At 65.9% G+C, this 21,483-nt stretch carries 15 protein-coding genes; 10 read left to right on the top strand and 5 right to left on the bottom strand.

The features are described from left to right. The first annotated feature begins 11 nt into the window (after window positions 1–11). Window positions 12–590, top strand: a complete 579-nt coding sequence (locus GUY37_RS14805) for a dihydrofolate reductase family protein (RefSeq protein WP_166827102.1) — start codon at window positions 12–14, stop codon at window positions 588–590. Here the strand turns inward: GUY37_RS14805 and GUY37_RS14800 are convergent. Beyond that, a complete protein-coding gene (locus GUY37_RS14800) occupies window positions 571–1,302 on the bottom strand; it encodes a GTP pyrophosphokinase (protein ID WP_166827099.1) in 732 nt (243 codons plus the stop codon). The genes GUY37_RS14805 and GUY37_RS14800 overlap by 20 nt on opposite strands. Window positions 1,303–1,402: 100 nt before the next feature. Here GUY37_RS14800 and GUY37_RS14795 point away from each other — a divergent pair, with 100 nt between their 5' ends. Then, on the top strand, window positions 1,403–1,669 hold the full coding sequence (locus GUY37_RS14795; RefSeq protein ID WP_166827096.1) for a DUF2277 domain-containing protein: 267 nt from the start codon (window positions 1,403–1,405) through the stop codon (window positions 1,667–1,669). Window position 1,670: 1 nt separating this feature from the next. On the opposite strand, the gene GUY37_RS14790 is transcribed toward GUY37_RS14795, so the two are convergent. Continuing rightward, the gene (locus GUY37_RS14790; RefSeq protein WP_166827093.1) at window positions 1,671–2,441 is read right to left on the bottom strand and encodes an IclR family transcriptional regulator; all 771 of its coding nucleotides are present in this window, start codon (window positions 2,439–2,441) and stop codon (window positions 1,671–1,673) included. Between the two features lie 184 nt (window positions 2,442–2,625). Here GUY37_RS14790 and GUY37_RS14785 point away from each other — a divergent pair, with 184 nt between their 5' ends. The 3 genes from GUY37_RS14785 to GUY37_RS14775 are packed head-to-tail and all read left to right on the top strand — an operon-like array spanning window position 2,626 to window position 6,563. Beyond that, on the top strand, window positions 2,626–4,071 hold the full coding sequence (locus GUY37_RS14785; RefSeq protein ID WP_166827090.1) for a benzaldehyde dehydrogenase: 1,446 nt from the start codon (window positions 2,626–2,628) through the stop codon (window positions 4,069–4,071). Window positions 4,072–4,099: 28 nt separating this feature from the next. Continuing rightward, on the top strand, window positions 4,100–5,380 hold the full coding sequence (locus GUY37_RS14780) for an MFS transporter (RefSeq protein ID WP_166827088.1): 1,281 nt from the start codon (window positions 4,100–4,102) through the stop codon (window positions 5,378–5,380). A gap of 28 nt (window positions 5,381–5,408) precedes the next feature. Beyond that, a complete protein-coding gene (locus GUY37_RS14775; RefSeq protein ID WP_166827085.1) occupies window positions 5,409–6,563 on the top strand; it encodes a PrpF domain-containing protein in 1,155 nt (384 codons plus the stop codon). Window positions 6,564–6,577: 14 nt separating this feature from the next. On the opposite strand, the gene GUY37_RS14770 is transcribed toward GUY37_RS14775, so the two are convergent. Continuing rightward, complete coding sequence (locus GUY37_RS14770; RefSeq protein WP_166827082.1) at window positions 6,578–9,454, bottom strand: ExeM/NucH family extracellular endonuclease; 2,877 nt, start codon at window positions 9,452–9,454, stop codon at window positions 6,578–6,580. A 243-nt stretch (window positions 9,455–9,697) separates the two neighbouring features. Next, window positions 9,698–13,105, bottom strand: a complete 3,408-nt coding sequence (locus GUY37_RS14765; protein WP_208094685.1) for a bifunctional proline dehydrogenase/L-glutamate gamma-semialdehyde dehydrogenase — start codon at window positions 13,103–13,105, stop codon at window positions 9,698–9,700. Window positions 13,106–13,259: 154 nt separating this feature from the next. On the opposite strand from GUY37_RS14765, the gene GUY37_RS14760 reads away from it, so the two are divergent. From GUY37_RS14760 to GUY37_RS14740, 5 genes are all read left to right on the top strand, one after another. Then, entirely contained in the window at window positions 13,260–14,792 is a 1,533-nt protein-coding gene (locus GUY37_RS14760; RefSeq protein WP_166827079.1) for an FCD domain-containing protein, read from the top strand. Window positions 14,793–14,843: 51 nt separating this feature from the next. Further along, a complete protein-coding gene (gene udk, locus GUY37_RS14755; RefSeq protein ID WP_166827077.1) occupies window positions 14,844–15,455 on the top strand; it encodes a uridine kinase in 612 nt (203 codons plus the stop codon). Between the two features lie 120 nt (window positions 15,456–15,575). Next, complete coding sequence (locus GUY37_RS14750; RefSeq protein WP_166827074.1) at window positions 15,576–17,210, top strand: HNH endonuclease; 1,635 nt, start codon at window positions 15,576–15,578, stop codon at window positions 17,208–17,210. Window positions 17,211–17,301: 91 nt separating this feature from the next. Then, window positions 17,302–17,871 carry a hypothetical protein gene (locus GUY37_RS14745; protein ID WP_166827071.1) on the top strand — a complete coding sequence of 190 codons (570 nt, stop codon included), beginning with the start codon at window positions 17,302–17,304 and terminating at the stop codon, window positions 17,869–17,871. Between the two features lie 103 nt (window positions 17,872–17,974). After that, the gene (locus GUY37_RS14740) at window positions 17,975–19,537 is read left to right on the top strand and encodes a hypothetical protein (protein WP_166827068.1); all 1,563 of its coding nucleotides are present in this window, start codon (window positions 17,975–17,977) and stop codon (window positions 19,535–19,537) included. A 19-nt stretch (window positions 19,538–19,556) separates the two neighbouring features. Here GUY37_RS14740 and GUY37_RS14735 read toward each other — a convergent pair whose 3' ends face one another. Then, window positions 19,557–21,482 (bottom strand): FAD-dependent monooxygenase, encoded by a 1,926-nt coding sequence (locus tag GUY37_RS14735; RefSeq protein WP_166827063.1) that lies wholly within the window; start codon window positions 21,480–21,482, stop codon window positions 19,557–19,559. Window position 21,483: the final 1 nt, after the last annotated feature.

Genomic DNA, 21,483 nt, shown 5'->3' with positions numbered 1-21,483 from the left:
GAGGGGGAGCGATGGGAAAAGTGGCATGGGGCTTCACCGCCTCGATCGACGGGTTCATCGCCGGGCCAGGCCATGACATGTCCTGGCTCGCGGCCTCCGAGCCGAATGCGGAGGGAACCACGGAGAACATGGCCTCGAAGGTCGCCGTGATCCTCTCCGGCCGCCGCGGCTACGACGCGGCCAAGGCGCAGGCCGATGAACGCGATGAGATGACATCCGAGGCCTACGGCGGTGCGTGGTCGGGAACAGAGTTCATCCTCACCCACCGTCCCGAGGAATTGGCCGCAGACGCCTCGGTGACCGCGATGAACTGCACTATCACCGAGGCAGTCGAGAAGGCACAGCGGATCGCCGGGGACCGCGATATCCAGATCATCAGCGCCGATATCGCTCGGCAGAGGCTCGAGGTCGACCTCATCGACGAACTCCAGGTCTACGTCGCCCCGGTCTTCCTCGGTGACGGAACCCGGATCTTCGACGTGCCCGGCGGGCGACGCATCGACTGGGAGCTTGATGAGATCGACACGGCGAACGCCCGCAGCTTCGGTCGCACCTACCGGCCCAAGAGGTCTAGCCCTCCTGTCGGCTGAGGTCCCACAGGATCCGCAGCGCCTCCTCGTCGAAGTCCTCCCCGGAATCGATGTCGGGAGCACCCTCGCGGACCTCGGAGTGGAGCTGCTCCATCCTCCGGTCGAGCTGATCGGAGGCATCGGCCGCCTCGGTGAGTTCGTCGATGAGGTGATCGGGGACGTCGCCGTCGAACTTGTAGTGGATCTTGTGCTCGAGACTCGCCCAGAAGTCCATCGCGATCGTGCGGATCTGCACCTCGCAGATGACCGGAACCGGTCCGCCGTGGAGGAACACGGGCACCTCGAGGATCGCGTGCAGGCTGCGGTAGCCGTTGGGCTTCGGGTGGGCGATGTAGTCCTTGATCTCGACGACGCGGATGTCGTCCTGTGCGGTCAGCAGCTCGAGCACATGATAGGTGTCGGCGATGAAGCTGCAGGTGATGCGGATGCCGGCGATGTCCGTGATCTTCTCGCGGATGACGTCGGTGTCGAGCGGCAGGCCCCGACGATGCACCTTCTCCAAGAGGCTCCGCGGTGACTTCACCCGCGACGAGATGTGCTCGATCGGGTTGTAGCTGTGTGCATAGACCGACTCTTCACGGAGGATCGAGAGCTTCGTGAGCACCTCGTCGACGACGAAGCGGTGGTGCATGAGCATCCTCGAGAAATCCAGCCGCAGGGTGCGGATGCTCTCGATCTGCTGCGGCGACAGCGCCGTGTCCTCTGACTTCATCTCTCTCCCGGTCTCCATCGTCCGGTCAGTCTATCGAGCGGACGCACAAATCGATGTCCGGGCTCTGTTCAGTGTCAGTGCCGAGGGGGAGCGTTTTGACATGTGCAGAAACATCAGAACGCTCCATAACTTCGAGCCCGCGGCCACCTCCGACGAAGTCCACGCCGCCGCCCTGCAGTACGTGCGCAAGATCGCCGGCACGACGAAGCCCTCACAGGCCAATGCCGAAGCCTTCGACGCAGCGGTCGAGGAGATCGCGCACACCACTCAGCATCTCCTCGATGCGCTGGTGACGAATGCGCCGCCGAAGAACCGGGAGGAGGAAGCGGAGAAGCGACGAGCCAGATTCGCGGCCCGGACCGGCTGACTCAGCCGGCGAAGCGATGATCGGCCGCGAGGTCCTGCGTGATCCTCGCCGAGGCGGTCCGCAGAATCCTCATGATCGCGGGCACTCCCTTCCGGTGCTCCGAATCGATGACGACGCCGAGGCCGGCGATCGCCGCCCCGCCCGCGTCGAAGACCGGAACCGTGATGCCCGTCGTGCCCGCATCGATATGGCCGGACAGCTCCGCGAAATGGTGAGACCGGATCGAGGCGAACAGTCGGCGCAGTGCGGCGGGATCCGTCGTCGTCTTCTCCGTGATCGCTGTCAACGGGCCGCGCAGATACGCCTCGCGCACATGCTTGGGCGCATACGCCAACAGCACGAGACCGCACGAGGAGGCATGAGCCGGCAGGCGGCCGGCAGTCTTCGACCGGTGGATGACCGCATTCGGCGCCGACATGCGCTCGATGATGAGCACCTCGCGCTCCCGCAGGATGCCCAGCTGCGTGTTCTCGCCGACGAACTCATGCACCCCCATCATGTGGGGCCTGGCCACAGAGGCCAGATCGACGGCATCGGAGGCACGATTCGACAGCTCCCACATTCCGACCCCGATCCGGATGCGGCCATTGGGGTCGCGCTGGAGCAGGTCATGGCGCATCATCTCACCGATGAGCCGATAGGCCGTCGACTTCGGCAGCTGTGCACGCTCGGCGATCTCGTCGGTGCCCAGGCTCTGATGATCCGGGTCGAAGGACGCGAGCACACGCACGAGCCGATCGATCATCGAGTCGCCGGAAGGAGAGTTCGCCATGCCTCGGATTCTAGCGGTTCCCACGCTGAATTCTCAATGAATGGGACAATTGTGGCTTCGGGTGGTCCGGATCACTACTCTGACGAGAGGTGCACCACAGTCCTTCATCGATTGTGCCCGCAGATCGGTTCGTTTCACGGAACCACAGACATGACCCGCCCCGAAGAAGAAGTGAGGACAGACAATGACTGATTTCCTGGGAACCGACTGGCACGAGAAGATCTTCACCGGCACCTGGACCGCCGGCTCCGGAGAGACCTACGACGTCATCGAACCGGCCACCGCTGAGACCCTCGGCCGCCTCGGCGCCGCCAGCGCCGACGACGTCACGCGAGCCGCCGCAGCACAGAAGGAATGGGCGAAGACCACACCGGCCGAACGAGCCGCAGTGCTGCGCCGCGCCGGTGCCCTGTGGGCCGAACACGCCGATGAGCTCGCCGGATGGATCATCCGCGAAGCCGGCTCCATCCCGCCCAAGGCCGCACTCGAGATCTCCTCCGCCGAAGCAATCTGCTATGAATCCTCCGCCCTGCCCAGCCACCCCAAGGGCCAGGTGCTGACCTCGAACGAACCCCGCTGGTCCTTCGCCCGCCGGGTGCCCGCCGGAGTCGTCTCCGTCATCGCCCCGTTCAACTTCCCGCTCATCCTCGCCATGCGCTCCGTCGCCCCGGCCCTCGCCCTGGGCAACGCCGTTCTGCTCAAGCCGGACCCCCGCACCGCCGTGTGCGCCGGAGTGGCGATCGCGAAGGTCTTCGCCGAGGCCGGACTGCCCGAAGGACTGCTCCAGGTCCTGCCCGGCGGCCTCGACGCCGGTGAAGCCGTCGTCGCCGCTCCCGAGGTCTCCGTCATCTCCTTCACCGGTTCCACAGCGGCCGGACGCAAGGTCGGCGAAGCCGCCGGTCGCCTCCTCAAGCGCTGCCACCTCGAACTCGGCGGCAACAATGCGCTCGTCGTCCTTCCCGGAGCCGAAGTCGGTCCGGCCACCTCGGCGGGAGCCTTCGGATCGTGGATGCACCAGGGCCAGATCTGCATGACCACTGGCCGCCACCTCGTCCACGAATCCATCTACGACGAATACGTCGAGCAGCTGGCCGAACGCGCCCGCAGCCTGCCGGTGGGCGACCCCGCCACCGAGGAGGTCGCGATCGGACCGATCATCGACGAGAAACAGCGCACTCACGTCCGCGACATCCTCGAGAAAGCCACCGCCGACGGTGCCACGCTCGTCGCCGGAGGGCCGGGCGAAGGCGCCTTCGTCCCACCCACCGTGCTGACTGACCTCAGCCCCTCGAACCCCGCCTGGGCGCAGGAGATCTTCGGACCCGTCGCCCCGGTGGCCCGGTTCTCCACCCTCGAAGAAGCCGCCGAGATGGTCAACGCGAGCGAATACGGTCTCTCTTTGGGCATCCTCGGAGATGTGGGTATGGCCATGGACCTGGCCGACCTCGTCGACACCGGCAAGATCCACATCAACGAACAGACCGTCTCCGACGAGGCCAACGTCCCCTTCGGCGGGATGAAGGACTCCGGCAACGGATCCCGTTTCGGCGGCGCCGAAGCCAATATCGAAGCGTTCACCGAAACCCAATGGGTGACGATGCGCTCGTCCATCGCGCCCTATCCGTTCTGACCGGCACGACAACACCCCGGAGACACCGATGTCCGCAACCACCCCATCCGCATCCACGACCCGCGTCACCCCAGCGGGACGCTGGCCAGCCGTCCTGTGCTGGCTGGCCGTCGCCCTGGAGGGCTTCGACCTCGTCGTCCTCGGCGCGGTCATCCCCGAGCTGCTGGCCACCGAAGCCCTCGGATTCACCCCCGAGGCGGCTACCCTGGTGGCCACGCTCAGCCTCGTCGGCGTCGGCCTGGGTGCGGTGTCCGTCGGCCCCGTCGTCGACCGGATCGGACGACGGTGGGCGATCATCGGCTGCGTCATCGGCTTCAGCGTCTTCACCCTGCTCGTCGCCTTCGCTCCGAACGTCGCACTGTTCACCACCTACCGATTCATCGCCGGACTGTTCCTCGGCGCCGTGATGCCCAGCGCGCTCGCCTACATCAGCGAATACAACAAATCGGGCAAGACCGGAAAGGCCACGACCCTGACGATGACCGGCTACCACGCCGGTGCCGTCGCGATCTCCCTGCTCGCCGTCGCCTACTCCCACAACTGGCACCTGCTCTTCCTCGCCGGCGGACTCGCCGGTCTGGCCATGGTTCCCCTCCTGATCTGGAAGCTGCCCGAATCCGAAACGTTCCTCATCGCGCAGGAGATCAAGAGGAACCCGGCGGCCGCCTCGGCGAAGGAGGGCGAGACCGTCGATCCGACCGGTGCCGTCGACGCGCAGGTGAAGACGGGAATGGCCGGACTCTTCGCAGGCAAGCTGGCGCTGGTGACCATCGGCGTGTGGGCGGCGAGCTTCATGGGACTCCTGCTGGTCTACGGACTCAACACCTGGCTGCCGAAGATCATGGCCGACGCCGGCTACGAGGTCTCGGACTCCCTCGTCATGCTCTTCGTCATGAACATCGGCGCCGTCGTCGGACTCGTCCTGGCCGGCTGGCTGGCCGACAGCTACGGAACGAAGAAGATCGTGCTCATGTGGTTCGTCCTCGCAGCCATCTTCCTCGCCGCACTGTCGATTCCGATGACCAGCCAGGTGCTGCTCAACATCGCGGTGTTCATCACCGGGGTCTTCGTCTTCTCCGCCCAGGTGCTCGTCTACGCCTTCGTCTCGGCCATCTACCCGGCTCAGGCCAGAGGAACGGCTCTGGGTATGGCCTCGGGAATCGGGCGGATCGGCGCCATCGTCGGTCCGTTCATCACCGGTGCCCTCGTCACCGCGGGCATCGCCTACCCGTGGGGCTTCTACCTCTTCGCCCTCGTCGCAGTCCTCGGGTTCGCGGCCATGGCGATCGTCCCGAAGTCCGTGAAGTGATGTCAGTGGGGTTGACTACGCTGAGACCATGACTCAGTGGATCGATGCCACGTTCGTTCGCGGCGGCACAAGCAAGGGCCTGTTCTTCCGGGAGGATGCGCTGCCGGTGCTTGGGGAGGACGGCGACACATCTGAGCGGGATGCGCTGTTCTGCTCGGCGCTGGGCTCACCCGATTCGTTCGGTCGGCAGCTCGACGGGATGGGCGGCGGCATCTCCTCCCTGTCGAAGGTGATGGTCGTATCCGCTTCGACGCGGGAGGGCGTCGACCTCGATTACACCTTCGGGCAGGTCTCCGTCACCGAGGCGGCCGTCGACTACTCCGGCAACTGCGGAAATCTGTCGTCCGGGGTCGTTCCCTTCGCCTTGTCGGCCGGGCTGATCGAGGCCGCCGACGGGTGGCACGTCTTCCGCCTGTTCAACACGAATACGCAGAAACTCGTCGACGTCGGACTGGACGTCCTCGACGGGCAGGCCGCGGTCGAGGAAGAGCTCGTGGTGCCCGGGGTCAGCGGGACGGGTGCCCCGATCGAACTCATCTACCCCGACCCTGCCGGCAGCCGGACTGGTTCGCTGCTGCCGACCGGAGTGAGTCGCGAAGAATTCGAGGTCGGCGGAGCGAGATTCGAGGCCACGCTCGTCGACGCGACTCTGCCGCTTGTCGTCGTGCCATCAACGCTGGTTTCGCTTGACGGCACGGAGAGGCCGGAGGCCATCGACGCCAGCGCTCCGACGATGCGCCTCATCGACGAACTGCGGCGGAAGGCGGCCGTGCGCATGGGGCTGTGTCAGACACCGAAGACAGCACCCGAGGTCGTGCCGAAGGTCGCGATCGTCAGCAATCCGCAGTCGACGACACTCCTTGACGGCACCGAGCTTCCGGCTGCCGACGTCGATATCCTCGTCCGCGTCATCTCGATGGAACAGGCGCACAGGGCCGTCCCGGGAACCGCCGCGATGTGCCTGGCGGCGGCCGCGCTGCTGCCCGATCGCGATTCGTTCGTCCGGTGTATCATCGAGCGCAACAATCCCGACTGGACCGGCCCCGAAGTGCGACTGGGCACACCATCGGGGGTAGTGACCGCTTCGGCATTCTGGGACGACGAAGCGCAGACGGTGACGGCGACCTCCCTGTTTCGCACCGCACGGGTGCTCATGCGCGGGCAGGTCGCCGTCAGCGACTGAGCGCTGCCGGGATCTCAGCTCAGGCGGCGTCGGCGGACGATGATGACGACGCTCGCGCCGATGGCGATGAGTCCCGCCGCGATCGCCATCATCATCGTCGGATCGATACCCGTACGGGGCAGATTGCCTCCCGCTTCGCTGCCCGAGCCGCCCTCGCCCGAGGCTGACGAACTGGCGTTGCTCGCACTGTCGCTGCCTCCACTGTCGCTGTCGGCACTGTCGCTGTCGGAGCCGACGTTCGTGCCGTCGGCGTCGTCGCCCGCGGAGTCGTCGCCGCCGCCAATGCTTCCGGCTTCGGCTTCGTCCGAACCGTCTGCGTCCTCTGAACCCTCGTCGGCCGCATCATCCATACCCCCGTCGTCCGAGTCCTCGTCGAAGAGCCCGATGAGAACAGGGTCGTGGTCGGAGGCGCGGAACTGATCCGGCGCGAAGAGATCCGCCGCGTTGTAGTTGAAGCGACTGTATTCGAGGGCCAGCGCCTCGACTGAGTTGATGTTCCAGACATCGGCCCCGGTGATCGCGTCGAATCCGCTGGAAGGCAGTGCCGCCTCGGTGCCGGTGCTCTGTGCGTTCGCGGCGCTATCCGCGCCCGCCGCGGTGTCGAGGGCGAGCACGTGATCGAGGCTGCCGGTGCGCGAACCGTAGACGTAGGTCGACTCAACCGTCTTCTCCGCCGCGACGTCCTTGTAGCCGGCCTCGTAGAAGACCTGCATCGGATCCTCCTGCGTGTACGAGTTGAAGTCGCCGAGGAGGTAGACGTAGTCGCTGGCCGCGGCATTCTGCCGGTCTCCGGCGAAGTCGACGAGCGCTTCGGCCTGCTTCACGCGGTCGGCGTTCGACGCGCCCTGACCATCACCGCTGTCCTCATTGCCCGGACCTTCGCCCGAACCCTTGGACTTGAAGTGGTTGGAGATCGTCACGAAGGTCTTGTCCTTCTCGACCTCACCGGTGTCGTCTTTCGGGGCGAACGCCTGGGACAGGGGTTCGCGGGCGTTGGAGAACGCATCCTGATCATCAAGGATTGTGGACTCGTTCTGTGGGGCCACCTCGGCGGGCTGGTAGATCAGGGCCGTGCGGATGACGTCCTCGTCGGCTGGGACTGCGGCAGGGGAGTCGACGAAGTCCCACTTCTGGGTTCCGGCCGCCTCGTTGAGGCGCTGCACCAAGGCCTTCAATGCGGAATCGCGGTCCTTGCCGAAGGCGGCGGAGTTCTCGATCTCCATGAGCGAGACCACCGAGGCGTCGAGCTTGTCGATCGCGGTGACGATCTTCGTCTCCTGCCGTCTGAGGCTCTCCGTGTTCGCGGCACCGCGAGCATCGCAGCCTCCGCGGACGGTGATGTGGTTGCCGTCGCGGTCGTCGTAGTACTGGCAGCCGTCCAGCTGGTCACCGGTGGTTGTGAAGTAATTGAGCACGTTGAAGCTGGCGAGGCTGACCTGCCCGCCGGCGGCCTCAGGGGCCTCGGTGCGGGTGTCGGTGAAGCTGGTCGGCTGCACCGCCTCGGCGTTGTCCCCGGTCAGGCGGGTTGTCGGCTGGAACCGCCACTTCTCATGATCGAAGCCGAGCACCACCGGAGAGGTGAAGTTCGCTTGAGCACCGACGCGGACGGGGTCCTCCTGTCCGAGGTAGGGCAGGGGGACGTCCTTGTCGGTCTTGAGGAAGTTCACGGTGGCGCCGTCGTCGAGGACGACTTCACGGTCGAGGTTCTCCGCTTCCAGAGCCTTCGCCTCGGGGGTGCCGGGGCGGTGGACGTCGGTGGGTTGGTCGAGGGTGCCCTCACCGGTGGCGAGGACAACCTCACCGTAGGTGTTCGTGTTGTAGTTGTCCGCCACGGTCAGCGGTTCGCTCGGTTGCAGGAGTATGCCTTCGAGGGATTCGCGCTGCTCGTCTCCTGTGGGGAAGGCGTCCTCGACGGGTTTGACTGCCTCGGCGGGTTCGTCGACGGTCTTGAGCCCGCTGGCGGATACGGAGATCTGGGTCTGCCCGTAGTGTTCGGAGACGGTGCCGGTGACCTCGACATGGTCGTCGATGCTGATATCGGCGACGGTGTCGGGGGAGTAGACGAAGATGCCGTCGGACGCGGCGTCCTTCGCGGCATCGGCTCCACCGGTGCCCGGGGTCTGGATGTAGTAGCCGTTCAACCCGCCCTCGGGGTAGGCGGCGGTGATGACACCGCGGGTGGTCACGGTCGTGCCCTGGAGCGGACTGGAGTCGCCGGTGCCCTGGATGTCGGCGATCGGGGTGAGGTCCTCGGGGTTCTCGCCGTCGTCGCCTCCTCCATTGCCGTCGTCGCCTCCTCCATTGCCGTCGTCGCCGTCGGGCAGGGCGTTCGGGGTCGGGGCTGCCGACTTCCATATGTCGCCGGCGAGCTGGATCGACTGGCCGCCCGCGGCAGTCGCGCCGGTCGGTTCGGCTTCGTGCCCGATGACCGGCGCGGGGGTGAAGACGTTCTTCGTGCCGGTGACGCCCTTGCCGTCGACGACGCCCCCGATCTGCTGGAAGTCGATCAGTTCGCCGTCGTCGGCGATGACGAAGGCACTCGAACCGTACGCTCCGTCGGCGGCCGAGCCGGCCTTGACGGAGTTCGTGATCGGCACGTCGATGGCCACGGCGCCGGAGTCGCCGACCGTCGTGTTCTCGGGCGCGGTGACGGTGTTCTCCTGTGCCTGGACGCTGCCCCCGCGCGTCACCGATCCGAAGGTCCAACCGGAGATGTCGGTGCCGGGGTCGGCGGCGATCTCGATGAAGTCGGTCTCGAGGGTGTAGGCGATCTCGGAGATGTGGGTGTCGGCGGCTGCGGCCGGGGTCGCGATGGCCGGAGCCGACGGGAGGGACAGGCCGACGACGAGGCTGAGTACCGCGGCGGAGGACAGAGTGGTCGTGACTTTCATGGGTGCCTTTCGGGCGGATGAGCGGCTGTGCACATCGTGGCGATCCACGTGCGCGGTCCCTTGCACCCTAGCGGCTCACTCATCGACGACGACGGCGAAGATGTGAACAGCTTGTGAACAGTCGGACAGTCCACTGAGCGCCATGGGTGGCACTCATCCTACACAACTCGCCCTGCCCCAGAACTACCTGACGGCGGCTGAGCAACCTCGCGCAAGGTTGCTCAGCCGCCGTCAGGTAGTAATTCAGGAGGTGAGGGCGGCGGCGAGCTCGTGGAAGTCACGGCTCGGATTGCCGAAGCGGTGCAGCGTCATCGACACCGCCTGCTCCTGCACGTAGTACCGCAGCTCCACCCGTCCCGACGTGGTCACCGGCTCATCGATGATCGCGACCTCCGGACGTGGTGCGGCCGCAGCCAGCAGCTCGTCCTCGAACCGTCCGAGGACGCGGATGCGCGCCCCCACGGTGTCGTCGTAGCGACCTTGTCCGACCATCTCGGCGAACTCGGCGGCCGTCTCGGTGCGAGCAGGCACACCGGCATTCGTCACTGCGATCTTCACCTCGGCAGGCACATCCTCTGCGACGGACAGCTGCACCGGTGAGTCCACCGTGCGGGCGGCGTGCAGGGACCGTTCGAGATCGAACAGGCTCGCCTCGGCGGTCACGCGCAGAGTCACCGGGCGGGGACGGTAGCGGAAGATGTTCGCCTCCGCGCGCAGTCCCGTGTGGTCCTTCGCCGCACCGAATTCGCGGTCGAACCAGCGCCGGTCGTCGGCCTTCGCCGCCTCGAGGTCCTGATCGCCGGAATCGGCGAAGTGCCCGAAGAGCATGAGGTAGTTCGGGCCGCCGGCCTTCGACCCCAGCCCCACCGAGGACTGCTTCCACCCGCCGAAGGACTGACGACGCACGATCGCACCGGTGATTCCGCGGTTGACGTAGGCGTTGCCGACCTCGACCCGATCGAGCCAGGTGGCGACCTCCTCGGGGTCGAGGGAGTGGATGCCGCCGGTGAGGCCGAAGTCCACGGCGTTCTGGAACTCGATGGCCTCATCGAGGTCCTTCGCATGCATGAGCCCGAGTACCGGACCGAAGACCTCGGTGAGGTGGAAGAACGATCCGGGCTTGACCCCGTCCTTGATCCCGGGACTCCACAGTCGCCCCGTATCATCGAGCTGCTTGGGCTCGAGGAGCCAGGATTCACCGGGCTCCAACGACGTCAGCGCCCGACGCAGCTTGTCCGAGGGATCCTCGGTGAGCGGGCCCATGGTCGACGAGAGGTTCGACGGCCAATCGACGACCATCGACGAGGCGGCATCGATGAGTTGGCGACGGTAGCGTTCGGAATCGTAGGTCGATCCGACCATGATCCCCAACGAGGCGGCCGAGCACTTCTGCCCGGCATGTCCGAAGGCCGAATACATGAGGTCGGCCATGGCGAGGTCCCGGTCCGCCGCCGGGGTGATGACCAGGGCGTTCTTACCCGAGGTCTCCGCATTGACGTGGAGTTCGGAGCGGAAGGACTTGAACATCGCCGCGGTCTCCGAGGCGCCGGTGAGGATGACTCGGTCGACATCGGGATGTGAGACGAGGTGCTGGCCGAGCTCCCGCTCGATCGGGGCGCACAGCTGCAGCACGTCCTTGGGCACTCCGGCCTGCCACAGGCAGTCGACGATGAGCGCCGAGCAGTGCGGGGTCGGCCCCGAGGGCTTGTGGATGACCGCGGACCCGGCCGCCAGCGCTGCAACGGTGCCGCCGGTGGGGATCGCCACGGGGAAGTTCCACGGGGGAGTGATGACGACCATCTCATCCGGGGTGAAGGTCGCCCCCTCGAGGTCCTCGAGTTCCAGCGAATTCAGCGCGTAGTAGCGGATGAAGTCGATGGCTTCGGACACCTCGGGGTCGGACTGGGAGGGCATCTTGCCGACCTCAGCGGCCTCGACGGCGATGAATTCGCCGCGCCGGGCTGCGAAGATGTCGGCGGCTCGGTGAAGGATCTCGGCCCGTCCGGCGGCACCGAGGGCACGCCAGTCGGCAGCGGCGGCGCGACCGCGGGCGATCATCTCATCGAGCTCGGTCGTGGATTCGATCCTGGGCGCCTTCGGCCGGTCGTCGAGGTAGCCGGGGGCGGTCGCCTCGGCGATGATCCTGCGTACCCATTCCTGATTGGCCGGTAGGGCCGGGTCGGTGTCGGGCTCATTGACGAACTCGGTCGGAACCACCGTGTCACCGAGCGTTTCGGTCGATCGATTCTGGTGGCGGTTCGGCGCCGGCGCAGACTCACCATCGGCGTCGAGGGTCGATTCGAGCTGCGCGACCGACGCGGTGAACCGGTCGGCCTCGCGCTTGAACACATCATTGCCGTTGGCGAGGTCGAAGATGCCGGACATGAAGTTCTCGGACGCCGAGTTCTCCTCGAGGCGGCGCACGAGGTAGGAGATCGCGACGTCGAACTCCTTCGGGTGCACGGCCGGAACGTAGAGGAGGAGGTCCCCGACGTCTTCGGTCACGGCCGCGGCCTGCTCGCTGGCCATGCCCTGAAGCATCTCGAATTCGACGCGCTCGGTCACCGAACGTTCGACGGAGAGGTGGTGGGCGAAGGCGATGTCGAAGAGGTTGTGTCCGGCCACGCCGATGCGCAGCCCCTTCATCCGCTCGGGGGTGAACAGCCAGTGCAGGACCCGCTTGTAGTTCGCGTCCGTGGACTGCTTCGAATCGCACGTCGTCGCAGGCCAGCCGGCGATCTCGGCATGCACGGTCTCCATCGCCAGGTTCGCGCCCTTGACGAGGCGGACCTTGACCCCGACTCCGCCGTTCTCGACGCGGCGGGAGGCGAATTCGCTCAGCCGCTGCACCGCGCCGAGCGCATCGGGCTGGTAGGCCTGGATGACGATTCCGGCCTCGAGATCCTTGAACTCCGGTTCGGAGAGCAGGCGCGTGAACACCGCGATCGTCAGCTCGAGGTCCTGGTACTCCTCCATATCGAGGTTGACGAACTTCGCGCCGGTCGGAGCTTTCGCCGCTTGGCTGTAGAGCGGGCGGAGGCGTTCGACGACATAGTCGACGGTCTCGTCGAAGGCCCACATCGAGATCTGCGAAGCCACGGACGAGACCTTCACCGACACATAGTCGACGTCGTCGCGGGCGAGCAGCCGGTGGGTCTGTTCCAGGTGGTTGTCGGCTTCGCCGTCACCGAGCACGGCCTCGCCGAGGAGGTTGATATTGAGCCGGTGGCCATCGGCGGTGAGCGCGGCCACGGTCTTGCCGAACTGCTTGTCCCGGGCGTCGACGACCATATGACCGACCATCTGGCGCAGGCGGGTGCGGGCGGCGGGCACGACGACCTGCGGGGCGATCTTGGCCAGTGCGGCACCGGCCTTGATCTGGGCGCGGTCGAGGTACGACATCGTCTCGGGAGCGAGCTTGCCGACCTCGGTCAGCGCATCGGCGGCGGCATGGACATCATCGGTGCGCACGACCCGATCGACGAATCCGACGGTGAAGTCGAGGCCGTTGTCGTCGGAGAGGACAGCTGAGAGGCGCTCGGCCGCGGGGTTCTTCGCCGTCGTCATCGACGTGGACACCCGCAGCCACCGACGGACGGTGTCGATCGACTGGGCAGTGAGCTTGTCGAGGTCGGTTTCGGTGTGCAGCAACTGTGCTCCTTCGGTGCTTGCAATCGGTGCTCTCACGCGTCGGCGCTGACCGTGGAGCTTGGGTGTGAGTTCAGTATGCGCCGCCGATATCCGGGGGTGAAGAGGTGGAAACGAACGCCGTGAACGTTTGAGTCAGAAGTCCTAGAATAGAGAGATGTATTCCGCTGAGTTCCGTCGTGACGCCGTGGCGCTGCTGACGACGTCGACCCCCGCCGAGGCGGCTGCGCGCACGGGTGCATCACCGTCGACCCTGCGTCGGTGGGCGAGCCGATCCGACCTCGAGGACCGACCCCGCAGCGGCCGCCCGCCGATCCAGGGCACTGCCGATCAGGTCGTTGAGGCCCTCGTTGCGACCGCGGGAGCTCGGATCTCCGGGAGGGACTATTCGACCCGCGCCCTGGCTGAGGCCACGGGGCTGAGCCAGAGCATCGTCGCCCGGTCCGTGCGTGCTCTCACCCTTCCCGTCGCCGAGGTGGCCTGTGGCAGGGAGCTCGTCCTCGCCGCCAGCGGATTTCCGCTTGTCATCCTCAAGTTCCGCCGCGTCGTTGCTGGTGGGGATGGAAGCGGGCGAGCGGAGGTGCCGCCACGGCGGATCCAACGGCGCATCGCCGGAATCACCGCGGCCCTGCGCACCGCGGGAGTCCAGCGGTGGGCGCAGCGCTTCGACAGCGAACATCGGCAGTTGCCCACCGCCGAACTGCTCGCCCTGCTCGACGGAGACGGCGACTTCCTCGTCTTCGACCCCCTCGGCGAGGTCCCGTGCACGCTGCCTGACGACGCGGGAGCGCGGGTGAGGGTGTGTCAGGATTTCGACGAATTCGCAGCCGTTCTCAAGGGCCGCCTCGGTGAGTGTCAGGACCTTCCCGGGTCCCTGCTCGATCTGCTCGCCGCACGCGTGCGGCATGGACTCGAAGGAGTGCTGTGGCGGGAATCCGTTCCCTACGAGCCTCAGAGAAGTTCCATCACTTCTGACTCAATGGAGATCTCATCGTGGTTGCCGAAGGAGACCCGATCGGTCACCGAACACCTCGCGATCGCGCTGCGCGAGGAGATCATCGACTCCGGATACGAACCCGGCGACCGCATCAATCCCCGCCTGCTCTCTCGCCGCATGCAGGTGCCCCGGGCCTCGGTCGATGCGGCGCTGCGGCGGATGGTCGACGACAAACTGCTCGACGGGTCCCGCGGTGGTGCGCGGATCCCCTTGATCACGACCGTCGACGTGCTCGACCTCTATGCCGCGCGCATGGCCATCGGGGAGGTCGTGCTCAGGTCCTTGGCCCTGCGTCCGCAGCGCTACCTCGTGCCCGTGCAGCTGGCCCTGCGGCAGGTCGAGGCCTCCGCGCCGACGCGCAGCGGAATCGATGTCGAGGACGCCGACCTGCATTTCCAGCAGGAACTGGCGCGCGCTTCGGGGCTGCGGGAATCGGCGCGTGCTTTTGAGGCTCTGACTCTGCGGCTGCGGCTGTTCATCTCCATCCTCCAACTCGACTATTCTCCGGCCAGCGATCGCATCGTCAGCGATGATCGGGCCATGTTCCGGGCGCTCAGCCGGGCGGATGCGAAGACGGCGATCGAGGTCTGGCGCGGCAAGGTCGACAATGCGGTGAGGCATATGGCCGGTCTGCTGGGTCGGCGGCGCTTCGACCAGGAGCTGTGGACTCAGCTGACCCGCAGCCTCGGGTGAGTACGGAAGCCGGGAGCCGCCTCGGCGGGGGTCGTGGTCTATATTTGTCCCGTGGAGATTTTGGTTGTGGGCGTGGCCGGCGGAACCGGCAGCGGAAAGACGACGCTGACTCAGGCGCTGTTGGACAAGTGCGAGGGCCCACCCTCCGTGCTCTACCACGACAACTACTACCGGCGGCGCGACGAGCTCACCTATGAGGAGCGCGAGAAGGTCAACTACGACGATCTCGACGCCTTCGACAACGACCTCTTCGTCGACCATCTCACAGCGCTGCGGAACTCGGAGGCGGTCGAGAGTCCGGTCTACGACTTCTCGATCCACAACCGCAGCGACGAGACGACGCTGGTCGAACCCGCACCGGTCATCATCGTCGAAGGCATCCTAATCTTCGCCGAACCGCGCATCTGCCAGCTGCTCGACATCAAGCTCTTCGTCGACACCGACGCCGATGTGCGTCTGCTGCGCCGGATCAAACGCGATGTCGTCGACCGCGGACGGACCCTGCAATCGGTGGAGGACCAGTACCTGGGCACGGTCAAGCCGATGCACGAACTCTATGTCGAGCCGTCGAAGCGCAATGCCGACCTCATCATCCCCGACGGCGGCCACAACCTCGTCGCCATGGACATGATCCTCAACCGCATCCAGCGCGGAGTCAGCTGAACCGGGAGCGGGTCGAGGCCACTCTTCCTGTGCGATCTGGCACGGTGCCTGAACTGGAATGACGGCTTGTGCCGGATGCATTACCGACGTCGTGTCAGCGCCGACGGGTACCGTCTTCATATGGACGTCGACCCCGCACGTGAACCAGCCCCGGTTCCGGATCCGCTGACCGAGATCACTCGGTTCGGTGAGTTCCTGCGCGGGCTCGGCCAGGGCGGCACCGAGGCGGAGACCTTGGCGCGAATCACGGCACTCGAAGAACTCAGATCCGCTGTCGTCGCCGCACAGTCCAAGGAAGCCGTGGCCTTCGAGGCGCTGCGCATCGAACGGGACCGGCTCAACCGGGTGCCCGCGATCGACTGCGGGAAGCGCGCCGGCGACGAGGTCGGGCTGGCGAAGAAGGTCTCTCCCGGATCAGGCAGGAAGTTCCTCGGCACTGCCCGCACGATCGTCATCGGGATGCCCAATACCTTCAAAGCTCTGGCCAAGGGGGAGATCTCCGAAGACAAAGCGCGCATCATGGTCGACGAGACCGCGGTTCTCGCCGATGCCGATCGGCGCAAGGTCGATACGCGGATGAAGCGCAGTCTGGAACCGACCGGGCTGCGCAGCCTGCGCGCCGAAGTGCGTGCGCTCAGCGCGGAGATGGACGCCGAGTCGGCCGCGAAGCGGGCAGCGAAAGCAGCGACCAATCGACGCGTGAACCTGACCGTGATCGACGACGGGATGGCCAGGATCTCCGCAATCCTGCCGCTTCCACAGGCCGTTGCCGCCTATGAGAGCCTCCGAGCCGGCGCCGAAACGATCACGGTCGCCGGTGACGCAGGTGAGCGGAACCGCCAGCAGGTGCTCGCCGACACCTTCGTCGAACGGCTGAGCGGCCAGCCGAGCGCAACGGCGGTGCCCGCGGAGATCCATCTGCTTGTCGAAGCCGAATCCCTGCTCTCTGACGGACTCGTACCGGCCTGGCTGCCCGGGTTCGGGCCACTGCCGGCGAAGACGACACGGGAATTCGTCACCGCGAACGAGGCGAAGATGCTCATCAGCAGGATCTTCACCCGCCCCGACGACGGACAGCTGGTGGGAATGGACGCGAAGGGCCGGGAGTTCACCGGCCGACTGCGGCAGATGATCACCTTCCGCGACGATGTGTGCCGGACCCCGTGGTGCGATGCCCCGATCCGGCACGCCGACCACGCCCTACCGGTCGCATCAGGTGGGACGACCACCTGGGAGAACGGTTCAGGACTGTGTGCATCCTGCAACTACGCGAAAGAACACCCCGGATGGAAGCACGAAGCCACAGCGGAAGGCCTGCGGGTCACCACACCGAGCGGGCGCACCTACGACGTGGCCACGCCCGCGGTGGTTCGCCGAATCCGATTTCCGCGCCCCGAAGCGGTGTCCGAACCCGGAGATTCGCCGCCAGGGCCTGATTGGCGCCAAGCCCTCTCTCGATTCCTCGAACCGCAGCGGGAAGAAGAACCGCATCAGGACATCGTCGAACCACAGCGAGATCTCGTCGAACCACAGCGGAACGAGCCTGCGCGCACGGTCGAGGATTCTCCGATCGAATTCCAGTCGATCGTCCCGACCTTCGTACTGCCCGAGCAGCTGCCGCCGCAGTATTGCACCCGTGCCGAGAAGATCGCCGACTGGCGCAGACGCAATGCGCACCGACGGCCGACATCGACGGACAGCCAAGGCAGCCCGGTCGAGAAGGAACTGGTGCAGGCAGTCTTCGGACCGGACTGAGTCGAGGCCGCGCGCCTGGGCTGAGGCTGCGTGTCGGATCTGGAACATCGTGGGAACACCTGTCACACGAATTCTGCAGACAATCGTGGGTATGGACACGGCGGGTAAGAACGGCAGCACACGATGGACGACTGCGCGGGGGCGAAGTCTCAACCTCGCAGCGCGTGTGCTCCCATTGGGATCGGTGGCGTGCTGGGTGATCACGATCTTCGTGCCTGTCCTCGACAGCGGCGGGACCGGATCGATGCGGATCCGCGTGACGTCTCTCGGGTTCTCCCCGATCGACATGAATGATCTCAATCCGGGTTACCTCGCGCTCTGGATCATCATCCTCACCGGCGCGTTCACCGCCTGGCTGCTGTCCGCATCGAAATGGTGGTCGATTGCGGCGATCGTCCTCGGCACGGTGCTGGGGCTGCACATGCTGCAGATGGTCGCCGATCCGCCGATCCTGATGTGGGACGGACAGACCGCGAACGGGATGCCCACCGGGGGCATGGAAGTCGCCTACCCTGCCGCAGGCTTCGGTTTCTGGGCCGTCGGGAGCCTTCTCTTCTTCGCCGCGGGCATCTGTGGTCTGGTCGCCGCTGCTCAACAGGACCACCACCGTCGTGAACGGATCAAATGCTGCATGTCGAAGCGTCATGGCCCCGCCGCGTGAGACTCGGCCCGGACCGCTGAGAGTCCGACAGATTGCAGACGGTCGACTGCTTCTGTGCTTCGCCCAAGTGCTGTCTCTGTCTGCGCTCTGCATATGGATCGTCATGCTGTGGGTGCCGGTGATTGCCAGCCCTGAGGACACATCCGAAGCGCCGTACCCGCCGCGCATCATCGTCACTGCTCTCGGCGGACCGCCGTTCGATCTCGAGGAGGCCCGTGGCTCGATGGTATTGGTCGCCGTCGGCGTTCTTGTGTGTGCGGCTGCTTCATTCCTGCTCACCGTTCGGTCTCGGTCCGATTCGCACCCGCGGCCGGAGGTCGTCGGGCGCCTATGGTCGGCCGGTACTCTCCTTCTGAGCGTCTGCGTCTTCCTCGTATTGGCGAACACGTTGGCGAATCTGCCGACGATCATGTGGGACGCCGTCGACGATCGGGGACGCCCTGTCTTCGGGATGGTCGTCGCCAAACCCGCGATGGGTGCAGGGTTCTGGGCCATCGGCTGTGTCTGCCTGCTGGCCGCGGGAGTCTGCGGCCTGCTCGGCGATCACCGCCGAAGACGAGCCGACCACAGTGAACAGTCAGCGCCGGTACCTCATGCGGAGCCCCGGGTCACCATGTGGCCGCGCGGGAACCGAACGCATCGCCTCGCGCAGCGGCTGCCGTGGGTGACGGTCGCCGCCTGGGTGCTGATGATCTGGATCCCGATCTTCGACAGCGGCGATCACGGCGACGAGCGATTTCACGTCACCTCCCTCGGTCAGATCTCGTTCGGGCCGGTGCCCGTCGGAGAGCTGTCGCTCGGCAACCTCGAGTTCCTGCCGACACTGCTGCTGGCGGGGGAGGTCGTGCTCATCTGTGCGGCAACGGCCACAATGTTCAACCCGTTCTCTCTCTGGTCCTTCGTCGCTGGTCTCAGCGGCGCCGGGCTCCTCGTCATCGAGATCGTCCTCCTCGCACACCCACCCCGCGAGCGCATCTGGGTCACAGATTCCGCCGGCGAGGACCGCTCGGCCCTCATCGTCGCTGATCCGGCAGCAGGCATCATTCTCTGGACACTCGGCGGCTCCGCACTCATCGCAGCGGGCGTGTATGGGTTCATCAGCGACCGCCGCCGGATCGAACGAACCACTCAGCTGGGGACACCGATCGATACAGCAAAGCGGACGCTCCGACTGCAGCGCCTGACACGGTTCCTTCCTCTCACCGCACTGACCGCTTGGGTCATCACCCTCTTCGTGCCGGTCATCGACAGCTTCAATAAGAGCGGTCCGCGCATCATCATGACCTCGCTGGGGGACTGGTCATTTGACTCCACCACCCCTCCCGACACGACCTACCTCGTCCTCTGGGCGCTGATCATCACCGTCGCCGTCCTCGGGCTCTTCTTCGCCTCGGCGCGATGGTGGGCCGCGGCGGCCATCCTCATCGGCGCCATGATCGTCGCCGTTCTCATCGGACTCGTCCTCGACCCGCCGCTGATGATGTGGGATGGTCAGCTGCCAGACGGCACTCCGACGGGAGGAACGGAGATCGGCTACCCGTCCACCGGGTATGCGCTGTGGCTCATCGGTGCCGCAGCTCTCATCACAGCCGGAATCTGCGGGCTCCTCACGCAGCCCGAACGCCCCCGGCCAGCGGTCGAGACACCACCAGTCGAGGGCGCTTGAGCACAGAATCGTTCCGGCATCACTTCACGGGTTCGAAGACTCCCGCGAAGTAGTCGCCGATCTCGGCATGCGCGTCCAAGGGGAAGATGCCGGCGACGTACTGGTCGGGTCGGACCACAACGACGGCACCGTCGCGGCTGATCTCACGGGCTTCGAAGATGTCCTCCTCGGGCAGGGTCGCGTAGATCTTCTCCACGTACTCGAGATCGAACGCACCCACGTGCGGACGGAAGACAGTCGGGACATCGGGGAACGCGAAATCCTTGTGCTCCTGCTGGTAGATGACGCTGAGTTCGACGAGGGCATCGAGATCCTCACCGTCCCGGCGGTAGGCGACCAGGGGAGAGGCGGGATCCGATTCGAGCCACGCTGCCAGCGCCGCCACTTTCGACTCGCCGCTACCAGCTGAGCCGGCAACGACCGGCGCAGCCCGATCGGCGAAGACATAGACACGCCAGCGACCGTCGGCGCGGGCCTCGTGCCCGAGGTGGATGAAGTTCGCATCGCAGCTGCGCTTGACGCGAGCCGACTTGAATCGTTTGCCGATCGGGAAACCGGCCGCGAGCTCCTGATGCGTCGGCGGCGTCGTGATCATCGACTCGGTGTACTCGGTCATGAACCCGGCCGGGAACTCCGCAGTCTTGACGTAGAAGTCCTCGAGGTAGGTCTTGTCCGGCAGCGCTTCCTGCGGAGTCGCCATGAGCGTCGACCATTCCTTGTCGAACTCGATGAGGTTCTTCGCCGCCACCTGACGTTCGGTCGAGTAGGTGCGCAGCAGCTCCGTCGACGACCGACCGGAGATGACCTGACCGAGCTTCCACGCGATATTGAAGCCGTCCTGCATCGACACGTTCATTCCCTGACCGGCCTTCGCCGAGTGCGTGTGGCAGGCATCGCCGGTGATGAACACGCGCGGGCACTGCGAAGCCGGATCGGTCTCATCGGTGTCGTCGAAGGCATCCGTGAGCCGGTGCCCGACCTCGTAGACCGAATGCCAGGCCACTTCCTTCACATCCACGCTGTAGGGCGCGATGATCGCGTTGGCCCGAGCGATGATCTCGTCGATGCTCGTCGACCGCACCTTCCGTGCGTCATCCTCGGGCACTTCGCCGAGGTCGACGTACATCCGGAACAGGTGTCCGCCCTCGCGGGGGATATGGAGGATGTTGCCGTGCTTCGACGAGATCGCGCACTTGGTGCGGATATCGGGGAAATCGGAGTTCGCAAGCACATCCATCACACCCCAGGCATGATTGGCCTGATCGCCGGTCATCGTCCGGCCGATCGACGACCGCACCTTCGAACGTGCTCCATCGCAGCCGACGACGTAGCCTGCGCGAATGGTCCGCTCCTCACCGGTGCGCTCGCCCGCGGTGTACCGGATGGTCACGGACACCGGATGGTCCTTCGCCGAGGCCGTGGCGTCCTGGTCGACCGTGAGGTCGACGAATTCGATTCCATAGTCGGGCGCGATCTTGCCGGGTGACTGGGCGGCGAACTGGGCGAAGTAGTCGAGCACGCGCGCCTGGTTGACGATGAGGTGCGGGAATTCGCTGATCCCGTGCTCGTCATCCTTGGGCCGACCGGTGCGGATGATGTTCTCGGGGTGCTCCGGATCCGGATTCCAGAACGCCATCTCCGTGATGTGATAGCCCTCGCGCATGATCTCCTCGGCGAAGCCGAACGCCTGGAAGGTCTCGACAGAACGGGCCTGGATGCCGTCGGCCTGACCGATGACCAGGCGCGAATCGCGCTTCTCGATCATCCGCGTGTTCACGTGCGCGTACTGCGAGAGCTGAGCCGCCGCGATCATCCCCGCAGGACCGCTGCCGACGATGAGGACATCGACCTCATCGGGCAGATCCTGACTGCGCTCGATCCCGTAGCCCGCGGCCTCTTCGATCCGCGGGTCCGCGGACACGTAGCCGTTCTGATGGAAATGCATG

It is taken from the genome of Brevibacterium limosum (genome assembly GCF_011617705.1).
Lineage (GTDB): Bacteria > Actinomycetota > Actinomycetes > Actinomycetales > Brevibacteriaceae > Brevibacterium > Brevibacterium limosum.
Note: the sequence above shows the minus strand (reverse complement) of the source record. Positions and strands in the feature narration are given on the sequence as shown.